Below are 15,199 nucleotides of genomic sequence, written 5' to 3'. Positions count from 1 at the left end.
GCCAAGATTAACGGAGGGCACGATCAATCCTTGGGAGCGTGCTCGAGAACGCCGATCATGAACATCCAGCCGATGAAGTAGAGGCTGAGGGCACAGGCCAGCACGACGATCACGCTGAGCAGGCGCTTGGGCAGCATCGGTTCGTCCGGCACGTTGGGATCGACCACCCGTTCCAGATAGAACTTCTGCCGCTGCGCCTCCGCGCGGGCCTGAACCAGCGCGGCGCTGGCCGCATTCAGGCTTTGCGTGGCGAATTCCTGCTCGACGATCAGATCCTCATATCCGCCCAGCTTCGACGCAATCCCGCCCTGTCCGCCGACGACGCGGCTGTCCTGAGACGCGATCTGGCCATTCAGTGACTGGATGCGCCGGCGCAGGGTCGGGATGGACGGGTTCTGCGGGGTGATCCGCTGCATCGTTTCGAGCTGCGCCTGAAGACCGGCACGCTCGGCAATCAGGGTATCGGCGATGGCCAGAACACCCGCCGCCTGCCGGGTAGGATCGATCAGCGACTGGGAGTTGCGGTATTGTGACAGCGCGATCCGGGCAGTCCTAGCACGCGCGGACGCCAGTTCGACCTGGCTCTGCGCCTCGGTAATCGCCGTCTCCTGCGCACGATCGTTGAGCCGGTTGACCAGTGCCTCGCTCAGATCGAGCAGGCGCAGGTTGATCTCGTACGCGTCTCGCGGGGCGAATGCCTCGACCCGTATCAGCGCCGTGCCTCCTTCGGAGTCGAACGTCGCCTCGACCCGCTTGCCGTAATATTTGAACAGGCTTTCGAAACTGTTGCTGCCGAAGGGCGTGGGCCATCTGGCGAGCGCGTCGGCATTGTCCGACGCGAACTTCGCACGAACGTCCGTCACCCGCTCCAGCTGTCTCAGCGCATCGCGCGACCGGACGAAGGTGAGAACTTCGTTGGTCTGCTCCTGTCCGCCGGACAGGCCCGTGGTCTGCACCAGATTGGCCAGCGTCGACATCTGCGAACGCTTCTCGTCCGGGCTCTTGATCACGAAACGGGATTCGGAGACGTAGACGTCGGAAGCGATCAGGCCGTAATACAGCGCCGCCAGCAGCGTCGGCCCGAGGACGAAGATGAGAAACCAGCGGCGCTTCTTCAGCCAGTCCGATATCGCTGGGCGGCGCTGACTCGTTTCGGACTCAACGGGAAACGAGGTGTTCACGTTCATGAATATGCTTTGCTACGGATGGGCGGGGATGCGCCCAGAGCGCTAGGCCAACATGAAGGCCGGTGCAAGCGCCGTGCAACCCGCTGGGATCCGGCGAGAACCCGGCTTGTCCATCTGCCGATCCCGATGTTAGGGCCCTGCCGCAGCCTCCGCGGCAACTTCAAGCATGGATCGAACATGATGACAAAGCATCCCGTTCTCGTCACGGGCGGGGCCGGTTATATCGGCAGTCACGCCGTCCTCGCGCTGAAGGATGCAGGGTGGCGCGTCGCGGTGATCGACAATCTCGTGACCGGCTTCAGGTTTGCCGTGCCCGAAGGCGTGGAGTTCTATGAAGGCGACATTGCGGACGCGGCGCTGCTCGAACGTATCTTCGGCGAGCAGGGGATGGGGCGGGGCACCGGGGCGATCATGCACTTCGCCGGCTCGGTCGTGGTGCCTGAGTCGGTCGGAAACCCGCTCAAATATTACAACAACAACACGGCCAAGAGCCGGGCGCTGATCGAATCCGCGGTCACCGCCGGGGTGCCGCACTTCATCTTCAGTTCGACCGCCGCGACCTACGGCATACCGGAGGTCTCGCCCGTCACCGAAGACACGCCGCAGGTGCCGATCAACCCCTACGGCATGTCCAAGCTGATGACGGAGGCGATGCTGGCCGATGTCGCCCGGGCGCATCCGTTCAATTCCTGCGTGCTGCGCTACTTCAATGTCGCGGGCGCCGATCCGCAGGGACGCACCGGTCAGTCGACCGCGGGCGCGACGCACCTGATCAAGGTCGCGGTCGAGGCGGCCCTGGGCAAGCGCGATCATGTCGGGGTGTTCGGCACCGACTTCGACACTCCGGATGGCACGGGGGTCCGCGACTACATCCATGTCTCCGATCTCGCCCATGCCCATGTGCTGGCGCTGGAGGCGATCATCGAAGAACCATCGCGTTCGCTGACGATGAACTGCGGCTACGGTCGCGGCTTCTCGGTACTGGAAGTGCTCGACTCGATCGATCGGGTGGCCGGCTGCCGGATCGAGCGTCGTCTGGAAAGCCGGCGGGCCGGCGACCCCGATGCGCTGATCTCGAACAACGATCGCATCATCTCCACCCTGCCGTGGACTCCGCGGTACGACGATCTGGACACGATCGTGCAGCATGCCCTCAACTGGGAACGCAGCCTCGGTGATCGTACCGGCGCATCCGGCGCCGCCATCCAGGCGCCCTGATCGAGGCTGATGCGCATCGGCATCGTCTGGTAAGTTGCCGCGTACGGCGGATCAAAGGCGCTCTTGTCCAGCCGTGAACGGGGGTGCTAGGGCGCTGCGCTGCGGCCGGGCGCCGCACATAATTCAGAGGTTCGGGTGTTTAGCGAAGTGAAGCAGTTCAGGATCGTCGGCAGCATGGCGCTGGCAGCAGCGCTTGCCGGCTGCGCTACGCTGCCGACCAGCGGCCCGACCGGAAACGACATCCGCGCTTCCGCGCTCGAGCCTGATACCGGCGCTGCGCCGATCCGCATCGTCGAAGTCGTGACTGCGGCCGACATTCCGCCAACCGCCTCGGCCGCCGCGTCGCTTGACGCCCTGCCGGACATCCCGCCGCCGCCTACCGACATGATCGGGCCCGGTGATGTGCTGGAGATCTCCATCTACGAAGCAGGGGTGACCCTGTTCGCGCCGAGCGGACCTGGTTCGGCGCAAGCCGCCGCGGCGCCCGGCGTGCAGCGGCAGGCCCTGCCGCCCAGCCGGGTCAACGATAGCGGCGAGATCACCATTCCCTATGCCGGCACCCTCCGCGTGATGGGCCGGACTGTTGCGGAGGCGGAGGAGATGATCCGCCTGTCGCTCCGCGGACTGTCGCAGAACCCGCAGGTGCGCGTGTCCCTGTCGGAGGCGCTGACCAACACCGTGATCGTCAGCGGCGAAGTGGCCCGGCCCGGACGGCTGGTCCTGCAGACCAACCGTGAGACACTGTCCGACGTCATTGCGCTCGCCGGTGGCTATCGCGGCACCACGCGGGATCTGGTGTTGCGCATCATGCGCCGTGGCGACAGCGTGGATATTCCGCTGAACGACGTGATCGAGGATCCCGGTCTCGATGTTCGCGCCTATCCGGGTGACAGGCTGATGCTGATCAACAGCCCGCGCACCTTCTCCGTTCTCGGCGCGCCCGGGCAGGTGAGCCGGGTTCCGTTCGCCACCTCGGCTGTGTCGCTGGCAGAAGCGGTGGCGAGCGTGGGCGGCGTCAATCCGGTGACCGGCGATCCGGCGGCCATCTTCCTGTTCCGCTACGTCACCGATGATGCCGGCGCTGAAGTGCCGGTGGTCTACCACCTCAACATGATGGAAACGCAGTCCTACTTCCTGGCTCAACGTTTCGCCATGCGGGACAAGGACGTGCTGTACTTCGGCAATGCGCGGGCCAATCAGCCCAGCAAGCTGGTACAGCTGATCAGCCAGCTGTTCTCCCCCATCCTGACCGTCACCAGCGCAGTTTCGGTGGTCCAGAACAGCAACTGAGCTGATCCGACGGAGGACATCGTATCCATCTCGAGGCACTCCGAACCGCCGGCGTGAAGCTGATCACGCCCCGCCGCCATGGCGACGATCGTGGCTACTTCGCGGAGACGTTCCGCGCGGATGTGTTCGCGGCCGAGATAGGCGCGTTCCAGTTCGTGCAGGACAATGAATCGCTCAGCAGCCGCGCCGGCACGATCCGCGGGCTGCACTTCCAGTCCGACCCGCATGCACAGGGCAAGCTGGTGCGCTGCACCGCGGGTGCGCTGTTCGATGTGGCGGTGGACATTCGCGTCGGCTCCCCGACCTATGCCCAGTGGGTGGGCGAGACGCTGACCCCGGCCAATGGCAGGCAGCTATGGGTGCCGCCCGGCTTCGCGCACGGCTTCTGCACGCTCGAGCCTGACACGGTCATCAGCTACAAGGTGACTGGTGGCTACTACAACGCGGCGTGCGACAAGGGCCTGGCCTGGAACGACCCGGCCATCGGCATCGAATGGCCGGACGTGGCCGATGCGGCGACCCTCTCGGCCAAGGATCACCAGCAGCCGGTGCTTGGCGATCTTCCCACCTATTTTACGTGGCAGAACTGACCATGCGCGTGATCGTCACCGGCGGGGCCGGCTTCATCGGCTCGGCTCTCGTGCGCCATCTGGTGCTGGACAAGGGCCATGACGTCCTGACCGTGGATGCGCTGACCTATGCGGGTTGCGAGGCATCGCTGAAGGCGGTCGCCGACAGCAAGCATCACACATTCCTGCATGCCGACATCCGCGACCGCGCGGCGATGGATACAGCGATTGCGGAGTTCCGCCCGGACCGGATCATGCACCTGGCCGCCGAAAGCCATGTCGACCGCTCGATTACCGGCGCGGCCGACTTCATCGGGACCAACGTGGTCGGCACCTTCACCCTGCTGGAGGCCGCGCGGCAGTACTGGAACACACTGGGCACATTCGCGAAGGCGGCGTTCCGCTTCCTCCATGTCTCGACCGACGAGGTCTATGGCTCGCTGGGCGACACCGGCCTGTTCCACGAGAGCACACCCTACGATCCCAGCAGCCCGTACTCGGCCAGCAAGGCGGCGTCGGACCATCTGGCGAAGGCGTGGCAGCGGACCTACGGCCTGCCGGTGGTGGTCTCGAACTGCTCCAACAATTACGGGCCGTACCACTTTCCGGAAAAGCTGATCCCGCTCACCATCCTCAATGCGCTCGAAGGACGCAAGCTGCCGGTCTACGGCAAGGGCGAGAATGTGCGCGACTGGCTGTATGTCGACGACCATGCCCGCGCGCTCGACCTGATCGCCGAGCGGGGCCGGGTCGGGGAGACCTACAATGTCGGCGGCCGCAACGAGCGCCGCAACATCGACGTCGTGCGCCGCATCTGCGCCGTGCTGGACGAGCTGGTGCCCACCGATACTCCGCGCGAGAACCTGATCGAGTTCGTCACCGATCGCCCCGGCCACGATGCGCGCTACGCCATCGATGCCACAAGGCTGGAGACGGAGCTGGGCTGGCGCGCGGCTGAGACCTTCGACAGCGGTATCGCCAAGACTGTGCGCTGGTATCTCGGCAATGCCTGGTGGTGGCAGCCCCTGCGCGACCAGTATGACGGCCAGCGCCTCGGGCTCGAGGCGAAGACCCCGGCATGAGGGTCGCGGTCACCGGCACCAGCGGGCAGGTCGTCACCAGCCTGCTGGAGCGCGGGCCTTTGGCCGGTCACGAGGTGATCGCGATCGGCCGCCCGGCGCTCGACCTGGCAGACCCCGCCACCATCCTGCCCGCACTGGAAGCAGCCCACCCTAATGCCATCGTCTCCGCCGCGGCGTGGACCGCAGTGGACAAGGCCGAGAGTGAGGCCGAGGCGGCCCACGCGGTCAATGCCACCGGCGCCGGTGCCGTGGCCGAAGCCGCCGCCCGGCTGGGCGTGCCGCTGGTGCACCTCTCGACCGACTACGTGTTCGACGGCATGCTCGACCGCCCGTGGCGCGAGGATGATCCGACCGGTCCGACCGGCGTCTATGGCGCCACCAAGCTGGCCGGCGAGCAGGCCGTGCTGGCCGCGCATCCTGACAGCGCGATCCTGCGCACCGCATGGGTCTACAGCCCGTTCGGCGCCAACTTCGTGGGCACCATGCTGCGGCTGGCCGGGACACGGGACGAGTTCGGCGTGGTCGGCGATCAGGTCGGCAATCCGACCAGCGCGCTCGACATCGCCGATGGCGTGCTGCGGGTCGCGGCCAACCTCGCCGCCGGCAGCGATCCGGCGCAGCGCGGCATCTTCCACATGACCGCCGCCGGCGAGGCGAGCTGGGCCGACTTCGCACGCGCCATCTTCGCCGCTTCGGCCGAACTTGGCGGCCCCACCGCTCGGGTGAATGCCATCACCACCGCCGACTATCCAACGCCGGCCACGCGCCCCGCCAACTCGCGGCTCGACTGCACCCGCATTGCCCAGGCGCACGGCGTCGCGCTGCCCCGCTGGCAGGATGCCCTGCCGCCGGTGGTCGCCCGCCTGCTCACTGCCCAGACCTGAAGGACTTCCCCATGAAAGGCATCATCCTCGCCGGCGGCAGCGGCTCGCGCCTCTACCCCATGACGCTCGCCACCTCGAAGCAGCTGATGAGCGTCTACGACAAGCCGATGATCTATTACCCGCTCAGCACGCTGATACTGGCCGGCATCCGCGAGGTGCTGATCATCTCCACCCCGCGCGACCTGCCGGCGTTCCGCGCGCTGCTGGGCGATGGCTCGCAATGGGGCATGCAGTTCGAATATGCCGAGCAGCCCAGCCCCGATGGGCTGGCGCAGGCCTACATCATCGGCGCCGACTTCGTGGGTGGGGAGCCATCCGCGCTGATCCTGGGCGACAACATCTTCTACGGCCACGGCATGCCCGAACTGCTGGCCGGCGCGCGTGCATCGCAGGCGGGTGCCACCGTGTTTGCCTACCATGTGACCGACCCGGAACGCTACGGCGTGGTCGAGTTCGACGACCGGCGCCGCGCCATCTCGATCGAGGAAAAGCCCGCCACGCCCCGCTCCAGCTATGCGGTGACCGGCCTGTACTTCTACGATGCACAGGTGGTCGATATCGCCGCCAATCTGGCGCCATCGCCGCGCGGCGAGCTGGAGATCACCGACGTCAACCGCGCCTATCTGCAGCGTGGCCAGCTGAACGTCCAGCTGATGGGCCGCGGCTATGCCTGGCTCGACACCGGCACGCCCGACAGCCTGCTGGACGCCGGCGTGTTCGTGCGCGTGCTGGAAAAGCGCCAAGGCTTCAAGATCGCCTGTCCGGAAGAGGTCGCCTTCCACCAGGGCTTCATCGACGCCGCCGGGCTGGAACGCTGCTGCGCCGCGCTCGGCAAGTCCGATTATGCCAGGTACCTCAGGCAGGTGATCGCCGAGGCGGGCTGAGCAACGGGGCCTTCGCCGAGGACCAGAATTTGCTCGCAACCGCCATCATCGTCCGGCACTGCCACAGTGTGCGGTGATGCCCGACGACCCTGGAGAACCAAGTGGCCTTATCGATCAGCAGCGAAGTCGCCGCGACGTTGGCGTCGCTGCAGCGGGTCCTGACTCCGGAGTTTCTGGCCGGCGTCGAGCCGGTGGCGCAGCACCTGGCCGAGCGTCTGCGCGGCGGGGGAAAGTTCCTGATCATGGGCAATGGTGGTTCTGCGGCGGATGCGCAGCACATCGCCGCCGAACTGGTCGGCCGCTACAAGGTCGAGCGGCCGGGCCTGCCCGCCATCGCGCTGACGACCGATACGTCGATCATCACCGCATGGAGCAACGACTACGCCTTCGACACGGTGTTCAGCCGGCAGGTCGAGACACTGGCAAGCCCGGGTGACATCGTCTGGGGTATTTCCACGTCGGGCAATTCCGCCAACCTGGTCGCCGCCTTCGCGGCGGCGCGGTCGATGGGGGTGACCACGTTCGGCCTGCTCGGCCGGGATGGCGGCAAGCTCGCCTGCCTCAGCGACCTGGCTATCATCGTGCCGCTGGCTGCCACCGACCGGATCCAGACCGCGCACATGCTGATCTATCACGCCATCTGTGCCTATCTCGATGAAGAGTTCCGCCCCTTCGCGGATCCTGTCGGGGCCTGTGCCGGTGCTTGACGCAGCCATTCGCGAACGGGTGGCCCGCCTCCACGTCGTCGTCGTCGGCGACGTCATGCTGGACGAGTACTGGTTCGGTGACGTGCGCCGCATCTCGCCCGAGGCGCCGGTGCCCGTCGTTCATGTCTCCCGGTCGGACGAACGGCCTGGCGGTGCCGCCAACGTGGCGCGCAACATCGTCTCGCTGGGTGGGCGCGCAACGCTGCTGGCGGTCGTCGGGGCGGATGCGACGGCCGATCGCCTCCGCCGCGCCCTTGACGGCGCCGGGGTGCGCCATCGCCTCAGCGTTGATCCCGCACTCCGCACGACGCTGAAGCTCAGGGTGCTGGGCCCGCACCAGCAGATGCTGCGCATCGATTTCGAGGAGCGTCCGTCCGCCCCGGCATTGCAGGCCAACTCGGCCGAGTACGAGCGGATCGTGGGTGAGGCCGACGTCGTGGTGCTCTCCGACTACGGGAAGGGTGCGCTCGCCCGCGCGGCCGGACTGGTCGCGTTCGCCCGCCGGCTCGGCAAGCCGGTGCTGGTCGATCCCAAGGGGCGGGATTACAGCGACTATGCCGGCGCCACGATGGTCACCCCCAATCGTGCCGAGATGTCCGAGGTGGTGGGATCATGGTCAGACCTGGCGGAGCTTGACGACAAGGCCGAGGGTCTGAGGGCGCAATTGCGGCTGGAGGCGCTGGTCGTCACGATGAGCGAACAGGGCATGCGGCTCTATTCACAGGACGGCGTCGTCCGGCAGCCAGCCCGCGCACAGGAAGTGTTCGATGTGTCGGGTGCGGGCGACACGGTCATCGCGGCGCTGGCGATCATGCACGGCGTCGGGGCGAGCTGGGAAGATGCGGTGGCCTTTGCCAATGCGGCAGGTGGTGTCGCGGTGGGCAAGCTGGGTACCTCCGTCGTCCAGTTCGACGAGGTCGCTGCGTTCCTGCAGGGGACGTCGTCGCCATGACCATCGCGGCCCGGATCATCGCCCGCCGCAATCTGCCGGCGGCCGTGGCGGCTCTGCCTCGCCCGCTGGTGTTCACGAACGGCGTCTTCGATCTGCTCCATCCCGGCCATGTCGAGTATCTGGAGAGTGCCCGTGCACTCGGGGGCTCGCTGCTGGTGGCGCTCAACAGCGATGCCTCGGCGCGGGGGCTGGGCAAGGGAGCGGACCGCCCGATCAATCCCGCGACCGACCGCGCCACCTTGCTGGCGGCGCTCGCATCCGTCAGCCTGGTGACCGTCTTCGATGAGCCGACGCCGGTGGCCCTGTTGCGGCAAGTCCGCCCGGACCTGTACGTGAAAGGCGGCGACTACGACATGGCAACGCTGGAAGAGACGCGCCTCGTGCGCTCCTGGGGCGGTGATGCGCAGGCCATCCCGTTCCGCGATGGCCATTCGACCACTGCCCTGCTTGAACGCATCCGCGCCCTGCAGGCATGAGCCGTTCTGCCCTGTTCCTCGACCGGGATGGCGTCATCAACGCCGATCACGGCTACGTCTTCCGCATTGCCGATTTCGAGCCGCTGCCCGGCGTGTTTGCGGCGCTGCGGCTGGCGGCGGCGCGCGGATATGCGCTGATCGTCATCACCAACCAGTCGGGTATCGGCCGGGGCTATTTCTCGCAAGCCGACTACGACATGCTGGAGGCGCATATGCGTCGCCTGTTCGCCGACGAAGGTATCGCATTCACCGGCATCTATCACTGCCCGCACCGCCCGGATGCGGGGTGCGACTGCCGCAAGCCACGCCCGGGCATGTTTCTGCGCGCCGCGTGCGAGCACGGGATCGATCTTGGCCGGTCGGTCATGGTGGGGGACAAGCCATCGGATGCCGAAGCCGCCCGTGCAGCCGGCGTGGGGACGATCGCGCTGGTCACGCCGGATCGTGGATTGCGCGAGATCGTGGCCGCCTTGCCAGTGCAGGACTGATGGTACCCGCCAGCGAAGGGCACCCATCTGCCGCGGTCGCGTTGTCGCCTCATGCCTGATGATGACAACAGCCGCTACCGCCCGATCCCCTCGGGCCGCCTCGCGCGGCTCGGCTCCTTCGGAAGGCTGGCCGGCGGGGTGGCCGGCGGCATGGTGGCGGAGGGCGCCCGGCGACTCGCCGCAGGTGAGCGCCCATCGCTGAGCACCATGATGCTGACGCCCGGCAATGCCACGCGCGTGGCCGATCGGCTGTCGCACCTGCGCGGCGCGGCGCTGAAGCTGGGGCAGATGATCTCCATGGATGCGGGCGACCTGCTGCCGCCGGAGCTTTCCGCCATCCTGGCCCGCGTGCGCGACCAGGCCTACCGCATGCCCCCGCAGCAGCTGGACGGCGTGCTGAAGGCGGAATGGGGCGCCGACTGGCGCCGCCGGTTCCGCCAGTTCGATGCCAGCCCGATCGCCGCCGCGTCCATCGGGCAGGTCCACCGCGCCACCTTGCCGGACGGGCGCGTGCTGGCGATCAAGGTGCAGTATCCCGGCATCGCTGCGAGCATCGACTCCGACGTGGACAATGTCGCCACCCTGCTGCGCGTCTCCGGCCTGCTGCCCGCGACCGTCGATCTCGCGCCGCTGCTGACGGAGGCCAAGCGCCAGCTGGCCGACGAAGCCGATTACCGGCGAGAGGGCGAGCAGATGCGCCTCTACCGCGAGCGGCTGGCTGGTGATGACCGCTATGTCGTGCCGGAACTGGAGGAAACGCTGACCACCGGCCGGGTGCTGGCGATGAGCTTCGTCGAGGGCCGTCCGATAGAGGCGCTGGCCGATGCCGGGCAGGACACCCGCGACCGGGCGATGACCGCGCTGGTCTCGCTGGTGCTGCGTGAGCTGTTCGCCTTCGGGGTGATGCAGACCGATCCCAACTTCGCCAACTATCGCTGGCAGCCGGAAAGCGGCCGGCTGGTGCTGCTGGATTTCGGTGCCACCCGCGCGGTGGATGCCGCCACGGTCACCGCCTATCGCCGGCTGATCCAGGCGGGGCTGGCGCGTGATCTGGATGCCGTGCGCCATATCGCGGTGCAAACCGGCTTCCTGGGGGCGGAGGCAGCGGCGGCGCACCAGCCGGCGGTCGACCGGATCATCGCCGCGATCGACGCGGCCCTGAACCGCCCCGGCCCGTTCGATTTTGGCGACCGCGCCTTCGTCCCGGTCGTGCGGGAGGAGGCCAGGGCCATGATCGCCGACCGTGCCACCTGGCATGTACCCGATGTCGAGACGCTGTTCGTGCAGCGCAAGGTCAGCGGCACGGCCCTGCTGGCGGCCCGGCTGAAGGCGCGGGTGGATGTGCGTGGTCTGGCAGAGGCGGCGGCTGCGGAACGGGGCGCATGATGGTCGGCGAGCTCCATGCCGGCGATCCCCGCGCGGCGGCGGCGGCCGGCACGGCGCGGTTCCTGGCGCAGGTCGACCCGGCCCGCCCGGTGGCGGTCGCCGCGCATTTCGATGCCGACGGGCTCTCCGCCGCGGCGATCCTCGTGCAGGCGCTGCGTGCCGCCGGGCGCCTGGCGGAACCGGTGATCGTCGGCAAGACCGAAACGCCATGGGACGGCACCTTCGCCGCGCGCCTGCTGGCGCTCGCCCCCGGCGGCCTTGTGCTCGCCGACCTCGGCACCCGGCCGGCTGCGGTGCTGCCCGACATGCCGACCCTCGTGATCGACCACCATCGCCCCACCGGCACGCCGCCCGCCGCCATCACGCTGAGCGGCCACGGGCTGGAGCCGGAGCCGACCAGCGCACTGATCGCCTGGTGGGCGGTAGGGGCGCTGGGCGACCAGGCCGACCTGCTGTGGCTCGCCGGGATTGGACTGGTCGGCGACATGGCGGAAGGGGCAGGCTTTGCCGAACTGGCAGACGCGCAGGCCCGCTGGGGCAAGACCGCGCTGCGCGATGCGACATCGCTGGTCAACGCGCCGCGCCGGACCGCCGCCGCCGATGCCGGCCCGGCCCTGCGACTGCTGCTCGCCTGTGACGGACCGAAAGGCATCACCAAAGGCGAAGGCCCGGACGCCGAGGCCTTGCGCGCCGCCAAGGTCGAGGTGCGCGAGGCGGTCGAGGCCGCCCGCCGCGTGGCCCCGCGTGTCGTGAGCGACGTGGCGCTGATCCGCTTCACCTCGCCCTGCCAGGTCCACCCGCTGATCGCGCAGCAGTGGCGCGGAAGACTGCGCGACAAGATCGTGATCGCGGCCAATGACGGTTACCGGCCGGGCTGGGTCCACTTCGCCGCGCGCAGCGCCAGCGGGCTGGACCTGCTGGGCTTCCTGGCGAAGCACCGGCCGGCCGGGGCAGACGGTCGCTATGGCAACGGCCATGCCCAGGCGACCGGCGGCGCCCTGCCGCTGCCTGTCTGGGACAGCTTCATCGCCGGACTGGGGTTCTGAGGCCGGCGCAAGTTCGCTTGCGCCGGCCCCGACGGTCACACCTTGGCGGCGGAGGAGCCACCTTCGGCATACAGGGCGGCGTAGCGGCGGGTGACCAGCGGCAGCGAATCGTCGATCCACTGTGCCATGTCCTGCTCCTCGCGCAGCGACAGCTTCAGCAGCGGCGTCGCCTGCGTGAAGCCGCCATCCTCCGCCATCACCAGCAGCGACTTGTAGGCCGCGATCTCGAAGTGCTCGAAGGCGTAATTGGCAAAACTGTTCTTCACGATCTCGTCACCCGCCACCGAATGGGTGATCGCTGCCATTCCGCCAGTCATGCTGAGGCCGATGTCCTTCAGCGTGGAGGAGGAGGTGCCGAGCCCTTCCAGCAGCTCGTCCAGCCGGGCGATCTGGCCGTTGGTTTCCTCGATATGCAGGCGCAGCCGGTCGGCCACCTCGGGGTAGTTCTCGATCCGCTCGACCTGCGGCGTCATGGTGGACAGCGCCTGCTTCTCCACCGCGTGGGCGTTGATCAGGCCGGTAACGAACAGCTCGCGAAGCGCGTCGGACTGGGTTGCCATGTTGTTTCCTCTCGCATTGGCGCCGACGGAACGGGCACCGCAGTGCTCTCATCGGCTCACGTTTCCAAGCCATGGCGTCCCAAGCGGTTCCACCGCTTGACGCTGGCGGCGGTCTTGCCGGCGCAGCCGGGCTGCCATAGGCATCAATCCCGCGCACAGGAGCCCGCTTATGGTCGAGATCATCCGCAACGCCCATGACGACCAGGTCGCCGGCTGGCTCTACCATCGGCTGGTCGCGGCCGAGCGCGCCGGGCCGGCGGACACCCGCGTGCCGCTGTGCCTGCCCGGTGGCTCCACCCCGCGTCCGGTGCTGGAAGCGCTGGCCGGCGCCCCGCTGGACTGGCGCCGCTTCGCCATCTGGCCAGGCGACGATCGCTGCGTGCCTGTCGATCACCCGGCCAGCAATGCCGGCATGATCGGCACGGCGCTGGGCATCGTGGGGGCCGAGGTGGTGCCGCTGACGGAGGATGCGACCCCGCCACGCTTCGCACTGACCTGGCTGGGCATGGGGGAGGATGGCCACGTCGCCAGCCTGTTCCCCGAAACCGATCCGCAGCCGGATGATCCGCAATCCATCCGCCGCATCACCCCCGATCCGCTGCCGCCGCATGCCCCGTTCGACCGCATCACCCTGACCCTGCCGGCGCTCCTCGCCACCGGGGAGCTGCTGTTCGTAATCCGCGGCGAACAGAAGCTGGCGCTGTTCGAGGGTGCTATGGCAGGGGAGATCGACCTGCCCGTCACCCGCCTGCTGCGCGGGGCGGAGGCGCAGGGCATTCCGGTCACCTGTTTCGCGTGATCTGTCCAGGGTGACTGGCCGGTGCTGATCCCGGCATCCCTCCATCGGCTGGCGCTGCGCGTCGGCCACGTCCTGCGCATCGTCCGGTGGCAGCTTGCCCGGCCTCGCATCCACGGGGTCAGCGTGATCGCGCGCGACGGGGAAGGGCGCGTGCTGCTGATCCGTCAGACCTACGGCCCGCGTCACTGGGTGCTGCCCGGCGGCGGCGTGCGCCGCAACGAGCCCGTCACCGACGCTGCCGCGCGGGAGTTCAAGGAGGAGCTGGGTTGCCCGGTGACCGATCTGTGCCTGCTGCAGGTGCGGGAGGAGCCGCTCCATGGCGCCACCAACGTCGTTCACCTGTTCACCGCCAGCCTGGCAGGTGAGCCCCGCCCCGATCGCCGCGAGGTCGGCGCCGCGCAACTGTTCGCGCTCGACGCCTTGCCGTCGGTCTCTCCCCGCACCCGCGCGCGGTTGCGGCTGCTGTGAAGCGACGCGCTACAGCAGCCGCAACTGCTCCGCCCGCGGCCGCTCCATCGGTTCCGGCTCCGGCACCTCGCCAAGCGCGCTCAGCGTCAGCCCCATCAGGCGGATCGGGCGGGGCAGGGGCAGCTGCTCGGCCAGCAGGGCGCGCGCGACCTCGGTGAACTGCTCCCGGCCCGTGACCGGCACGGACAGCGACCGGGCGCGGGTCATCAGCTGGAAATCGTTGTACTTCAGCTTCAGCGTGATGGTCCGCCCCTTCGCGCTCTTTTCCGCGATGCGGGTCCAGACGATGTCGATGATGCTTTCCAGCATGTCGCGCAGATCGTCCGGCGCGTGCAGGTCGGTGTTGAAGGTGCGCTCCCCGCCGATGGACTTGCGCTCCCGATGCGCGCGCACCGACCGATGGTCGATGCCGCGCGCGGCGTTGAACAGGTAATCGCCGAAACTGCCGAAATTGGTCCGCAGCCAGTCGACATCCTTCGTCGCCAGGTCCGCGCCGGTCTCCACGCCCAGGCGCGTCATCTTCTCCGCGCCGCGCGGACCGATGCCGTGGAACCGCCGCACCGGCAGCGCCGCCACGAAGGCCGCGCCTTCGCCCGGCTTGATGATGCACAGCCCGTCCGGCTTGTTCTGGTCGCTGGCCAGCTTGGCCAGGAACTTGTTGTACGACACGCCCGCGCTGGCGGTCAGCTGCGTCTGCTCGGCAATCAGTCGCCGGATCTCCCGCGCGATGGTGGTGGCCGACGCGATGCCCAGGTGATTGCGGGTCACGTCCAGGTAAGCCTCGTCCAGGCTCAGCGGCTCGATCAGATCGGTGAAGCGGGCGAAGATCGCGCGGATCTGCTGCGACACCTCGTGATAGACGTCGAACCGGGTTTTGCAGAAGATCAGGTCCGGGCACAGCCGCCGCGCGGTGGCGGATGGCATGGCGGACCGCACGCCGAACACCCGCGCCTCGTAACTCGCCGCCGCGACCACGCCGCGCCCGCTGCCGCCACCCACCGCCACCGGCTTGCCGCGCAACGTCGGATCGTCGCGCTGCTCCACGCTGGCGAAGAACGCATCCATGTCCACATGGATGATCTTGCGCAGGGTGTCGGCCACCGGGCCCGCTGCCGGCATGGGCATCGGTTCGGAAGCGGGCACCTCTGGCGCCGATTCGATCAGGGCCGGCTGGCTGTTCACTACCTGTTCCTAGCAGATCCT

17 protein-coding genes are annotated in these 15,199 nt (G+C 68.2%); 14 read left to right on the top strand and 3 right to left on the bottom strand.

The annotated features are described in order from the left end of the window. Window positions 1-23: 23 nt before the first annotated feature. Window positions 24-1,187: a capsule biosynthesis protein gene (locus tag PK98_RS08810; RefSeq protein WP_039095827.1), complete on the bottom strand. Its 1,164-nt coding sequence runs from the start codon at window positions 1,185-1,187 to the stop codon at window positions 24-26. Window positions 1,188-1,364: 177 nt separating this feature from the next. Between PK98_RS08810 and galE the strand changes: the two genes are divergently transcribed. The 12 genes from galE (at window position 1,365) to PK98_RS08750 (ending at window position 12,169) form a co-directional block, all read left to right on the top strand. Next, complete coding sequence (gene galE, locus PK98_RS08805) at window positions 1,365-2,405, top strand: UDP-glucose 4-epimerase GalE (RefSeq protein ID WP_039096525.1); 1,041 nt, start codon at window positions 1,365-1,367, stop codon at window positions 2,403-2,405. A 147-nt stretch (window positions 2,406-2,552) separates the two neighbouring features. After that, a complete protein-coding gene (locus tag PK98_RS08800; protein ID WP_235425439.1) occupies window positions 2,553-3,695 on the top strand; it encodes a polysaccharide biosynthesis/export family protein in 1,143 nt (380 codons plus the stop codon). A gap of 53 nt (window positions 3,696-3,748) precedes the next feature. Next, the gene (gene rfbC / locus PK98_RS08795; RefSeq protein WP_152608569.1) at window positions 3,749-4,285 is read left to right on the top strand and encodes a dTDP-4-dehydrorhamnose 3,5-epimerase; all 537 of its coding nucleotides are present in this window, start codon (window positions 3,749-3,751) and stop codon (window positions 4,283-4,285) included. A 2-nt stretch (window positions 4,286-4,287) separates the two neighbouring features. Then, window positions 4,288-5,346 carry a dTDP-glucose 4,6-dehydratase gene (gene rfbB, locus PK98_RS08790; protein ID WP_039095824.1) on the top strand — a complete coding sequence of 353 codons (1,059 nt, stop codon included), beginning with the start codon at window positions 4,288-4,290 and terminating at the stop codon, window positions 5,344-5,346. Next, a complete protein-coding gene (gene rfbD / locus PK98_RS08785; RefSeq protein ID WP_039095822.1) occupies window positions 5,343-6,230 on the top strand; it encodes a dTDP-4-dehydrorhamnose reductase in 888 nt (295 codons plus the stop codon). Before rfbB ends, rfbD begins: the two co-directional genes overlap by 4 nt. An 11-nt stretch (window positions 6,231-6,241) precedes the next feature. After that, window positions 6,242-7,114: a glucose-1-phosphate thymidylyltransferase RfbA gene (gene rfbA, locus PK98_RS08780; protein ID WP_039095821.1), complete on the top strand. Its 873-nt coding sequence runs from the start codon at window positions 6,242-6,244 to the stop codon at window positions 7,112-7,114. A 101-nt stretch (window positions 7,115-7,215) separates the two neighbouring features. After that, a complete protein-coding gene (locus PK98_RS08775) occupies window positions 7,216-7,821 on the top strand; it encodes a D-sedoheptulose-7-phosphate isomerase (RefSeq protein ID WP_152608568.1) in 606 nt (201 codons plus the stop codon). Window positions 7,822-7,840: 19 nt separating this feature from the next. Beyond that, the gene (gene rfaE1 / locus PK98_RS08770; RefSeq protein WP_235425438.1) at window positions 7,841-8,773 is read left to right on the top strand and encodes a D-glycero-beta-D-manno-heptose-7-phosphate kinase; all 933 of its coding nucleotides are present in this window, start codon (window positions 7,841-7,843) and stop codon (window positions 8,771-8,773) included. Further along, window positions 8,770-9,249: an adenylyltransferase/cytidyltransferase family protein gene (locus PK98_RS08765; protein WP_039095819.1), complete on the top strand. Its 480-nt coding sequence runs from the start codon at window positions 8,770-8,772 to the stop codon at window positions 9,247-9,249. The genes rfaE1 and PK98_RS08765 overlap by 4 nt, the downstream gene beginning before the upstream one ends. Further along, window positions 9,246-9,737: a D-glycero-beta-D-manno-heptose 1,7-bisphosphate 7-phosphatase gene (gene gmhB, locus PK98_RS08760; RefSeq protein ID WP_039095817.1), complete on the top strand. Its 492-nt coding sequence runs from the start codon at window positions 9,246-9,248 to the stop codon at window positions 9,735-9,737. Before PK98_RS08765 ends, gmhB begins: the two co-directional genes overlap by 4 nt. A 51-nt stretch (window positions 9,738-9,788) precedes the next feature. Then, a complete protein-coding gene (locus tag PK98_RS08755; protein ID WP_039095815.1) occupies window positions 9,789-11,123 on the top strand; it encodes an ABC1 kinase family protein in 1,335 nt (444 codons plus the stop codon). Next, window positions 11,120-12,169, top strand: coding sequence for a single-stranded-DNA-specific exonuclease RecJ (locus PK98_RS08750; protein ID WP_235425437.1), 1,050 nt, complete (start codon window positions 11,120-11,122; stop codon window positions 12,167-12,169). Before PK98_RS08755 ends, PK98_RS08750 begins: the two co-directional genes overlap by 4 nt. Before the next feature lie 35 nt (window positions 12,170-12,204). On the opposite strand, the gene PK98_RS08745 is transcribed toward PK98_RS08750, so the two are convergent. Continuing rightward, a complete protein-coding gene (locus PK98_RS08745; protein ID WP_039095813.1) occupies window positions 12,205-12,729 on the bottom strand; it encodes a ferritin-like domain-containing protein in 525 nt (174 codons plus the stop codon). A gap of 169 nt (window positions 12,730-12,898) precedes the next feature. Between PK98_RS08745 and PK98_RS08740 the strand changes: the two genes are divergently transcribed. Then, window positions 12,899-13,528: a 6-phosphogluconolactonase gene (locus PK98_RS08740; RefSeq protein WP_039095812.1), complete on the top strand. Its 630-nt coding sequence runs from the start codon at window positions 12,899-12,901 to the stop codon at window positions 13,526-13,528. A gap of 21 nt (window positions 13,529-13,549) precedes the next feature. Continuing rightward, entirely contained in the window at window positions 13,550-13,996 is a 447-nt protein-coding gene (locus PK98_RS08735) for an NUDIX hydrolase (protein ID WP_039095811.1), read from the top strand. Window positions 13,997-14,005: 9 nt separating this feature from the next. Here the strand turns inward: PK98_RS08735 and dinB are convergent, their stop codons facing one another. Then, window positions 14,006-15,121 carry a DNA polymerase IV gene (gene dinB / locus PK98_RS08730; protein WP_052208449.1) on the bottom strand — a complete coding sequence of 372 codons (1,116 nt, stop codon included), beginning with the start codon at window positions 15,119-15,121 and terminating at the stop codon, window positions 14,006-14,008. Window positions 15,122-15,199: the final 78 nt, after the last annotated feature.

Source organism: Croceibacterium mercuriale, assembly GCF_000802385.1.
Lineage (GTDB): Bacteria > Pseudomonadota > Alphaproteobacteria > Sphingomonadales > Sphingomonadaceae > Croceibacterium > Croceibacterium mercuriale.
Note: the sequence above shows the minus strand (reverse complement) of the source record. Positions and strands in the feature narration are given on the sequence as shown.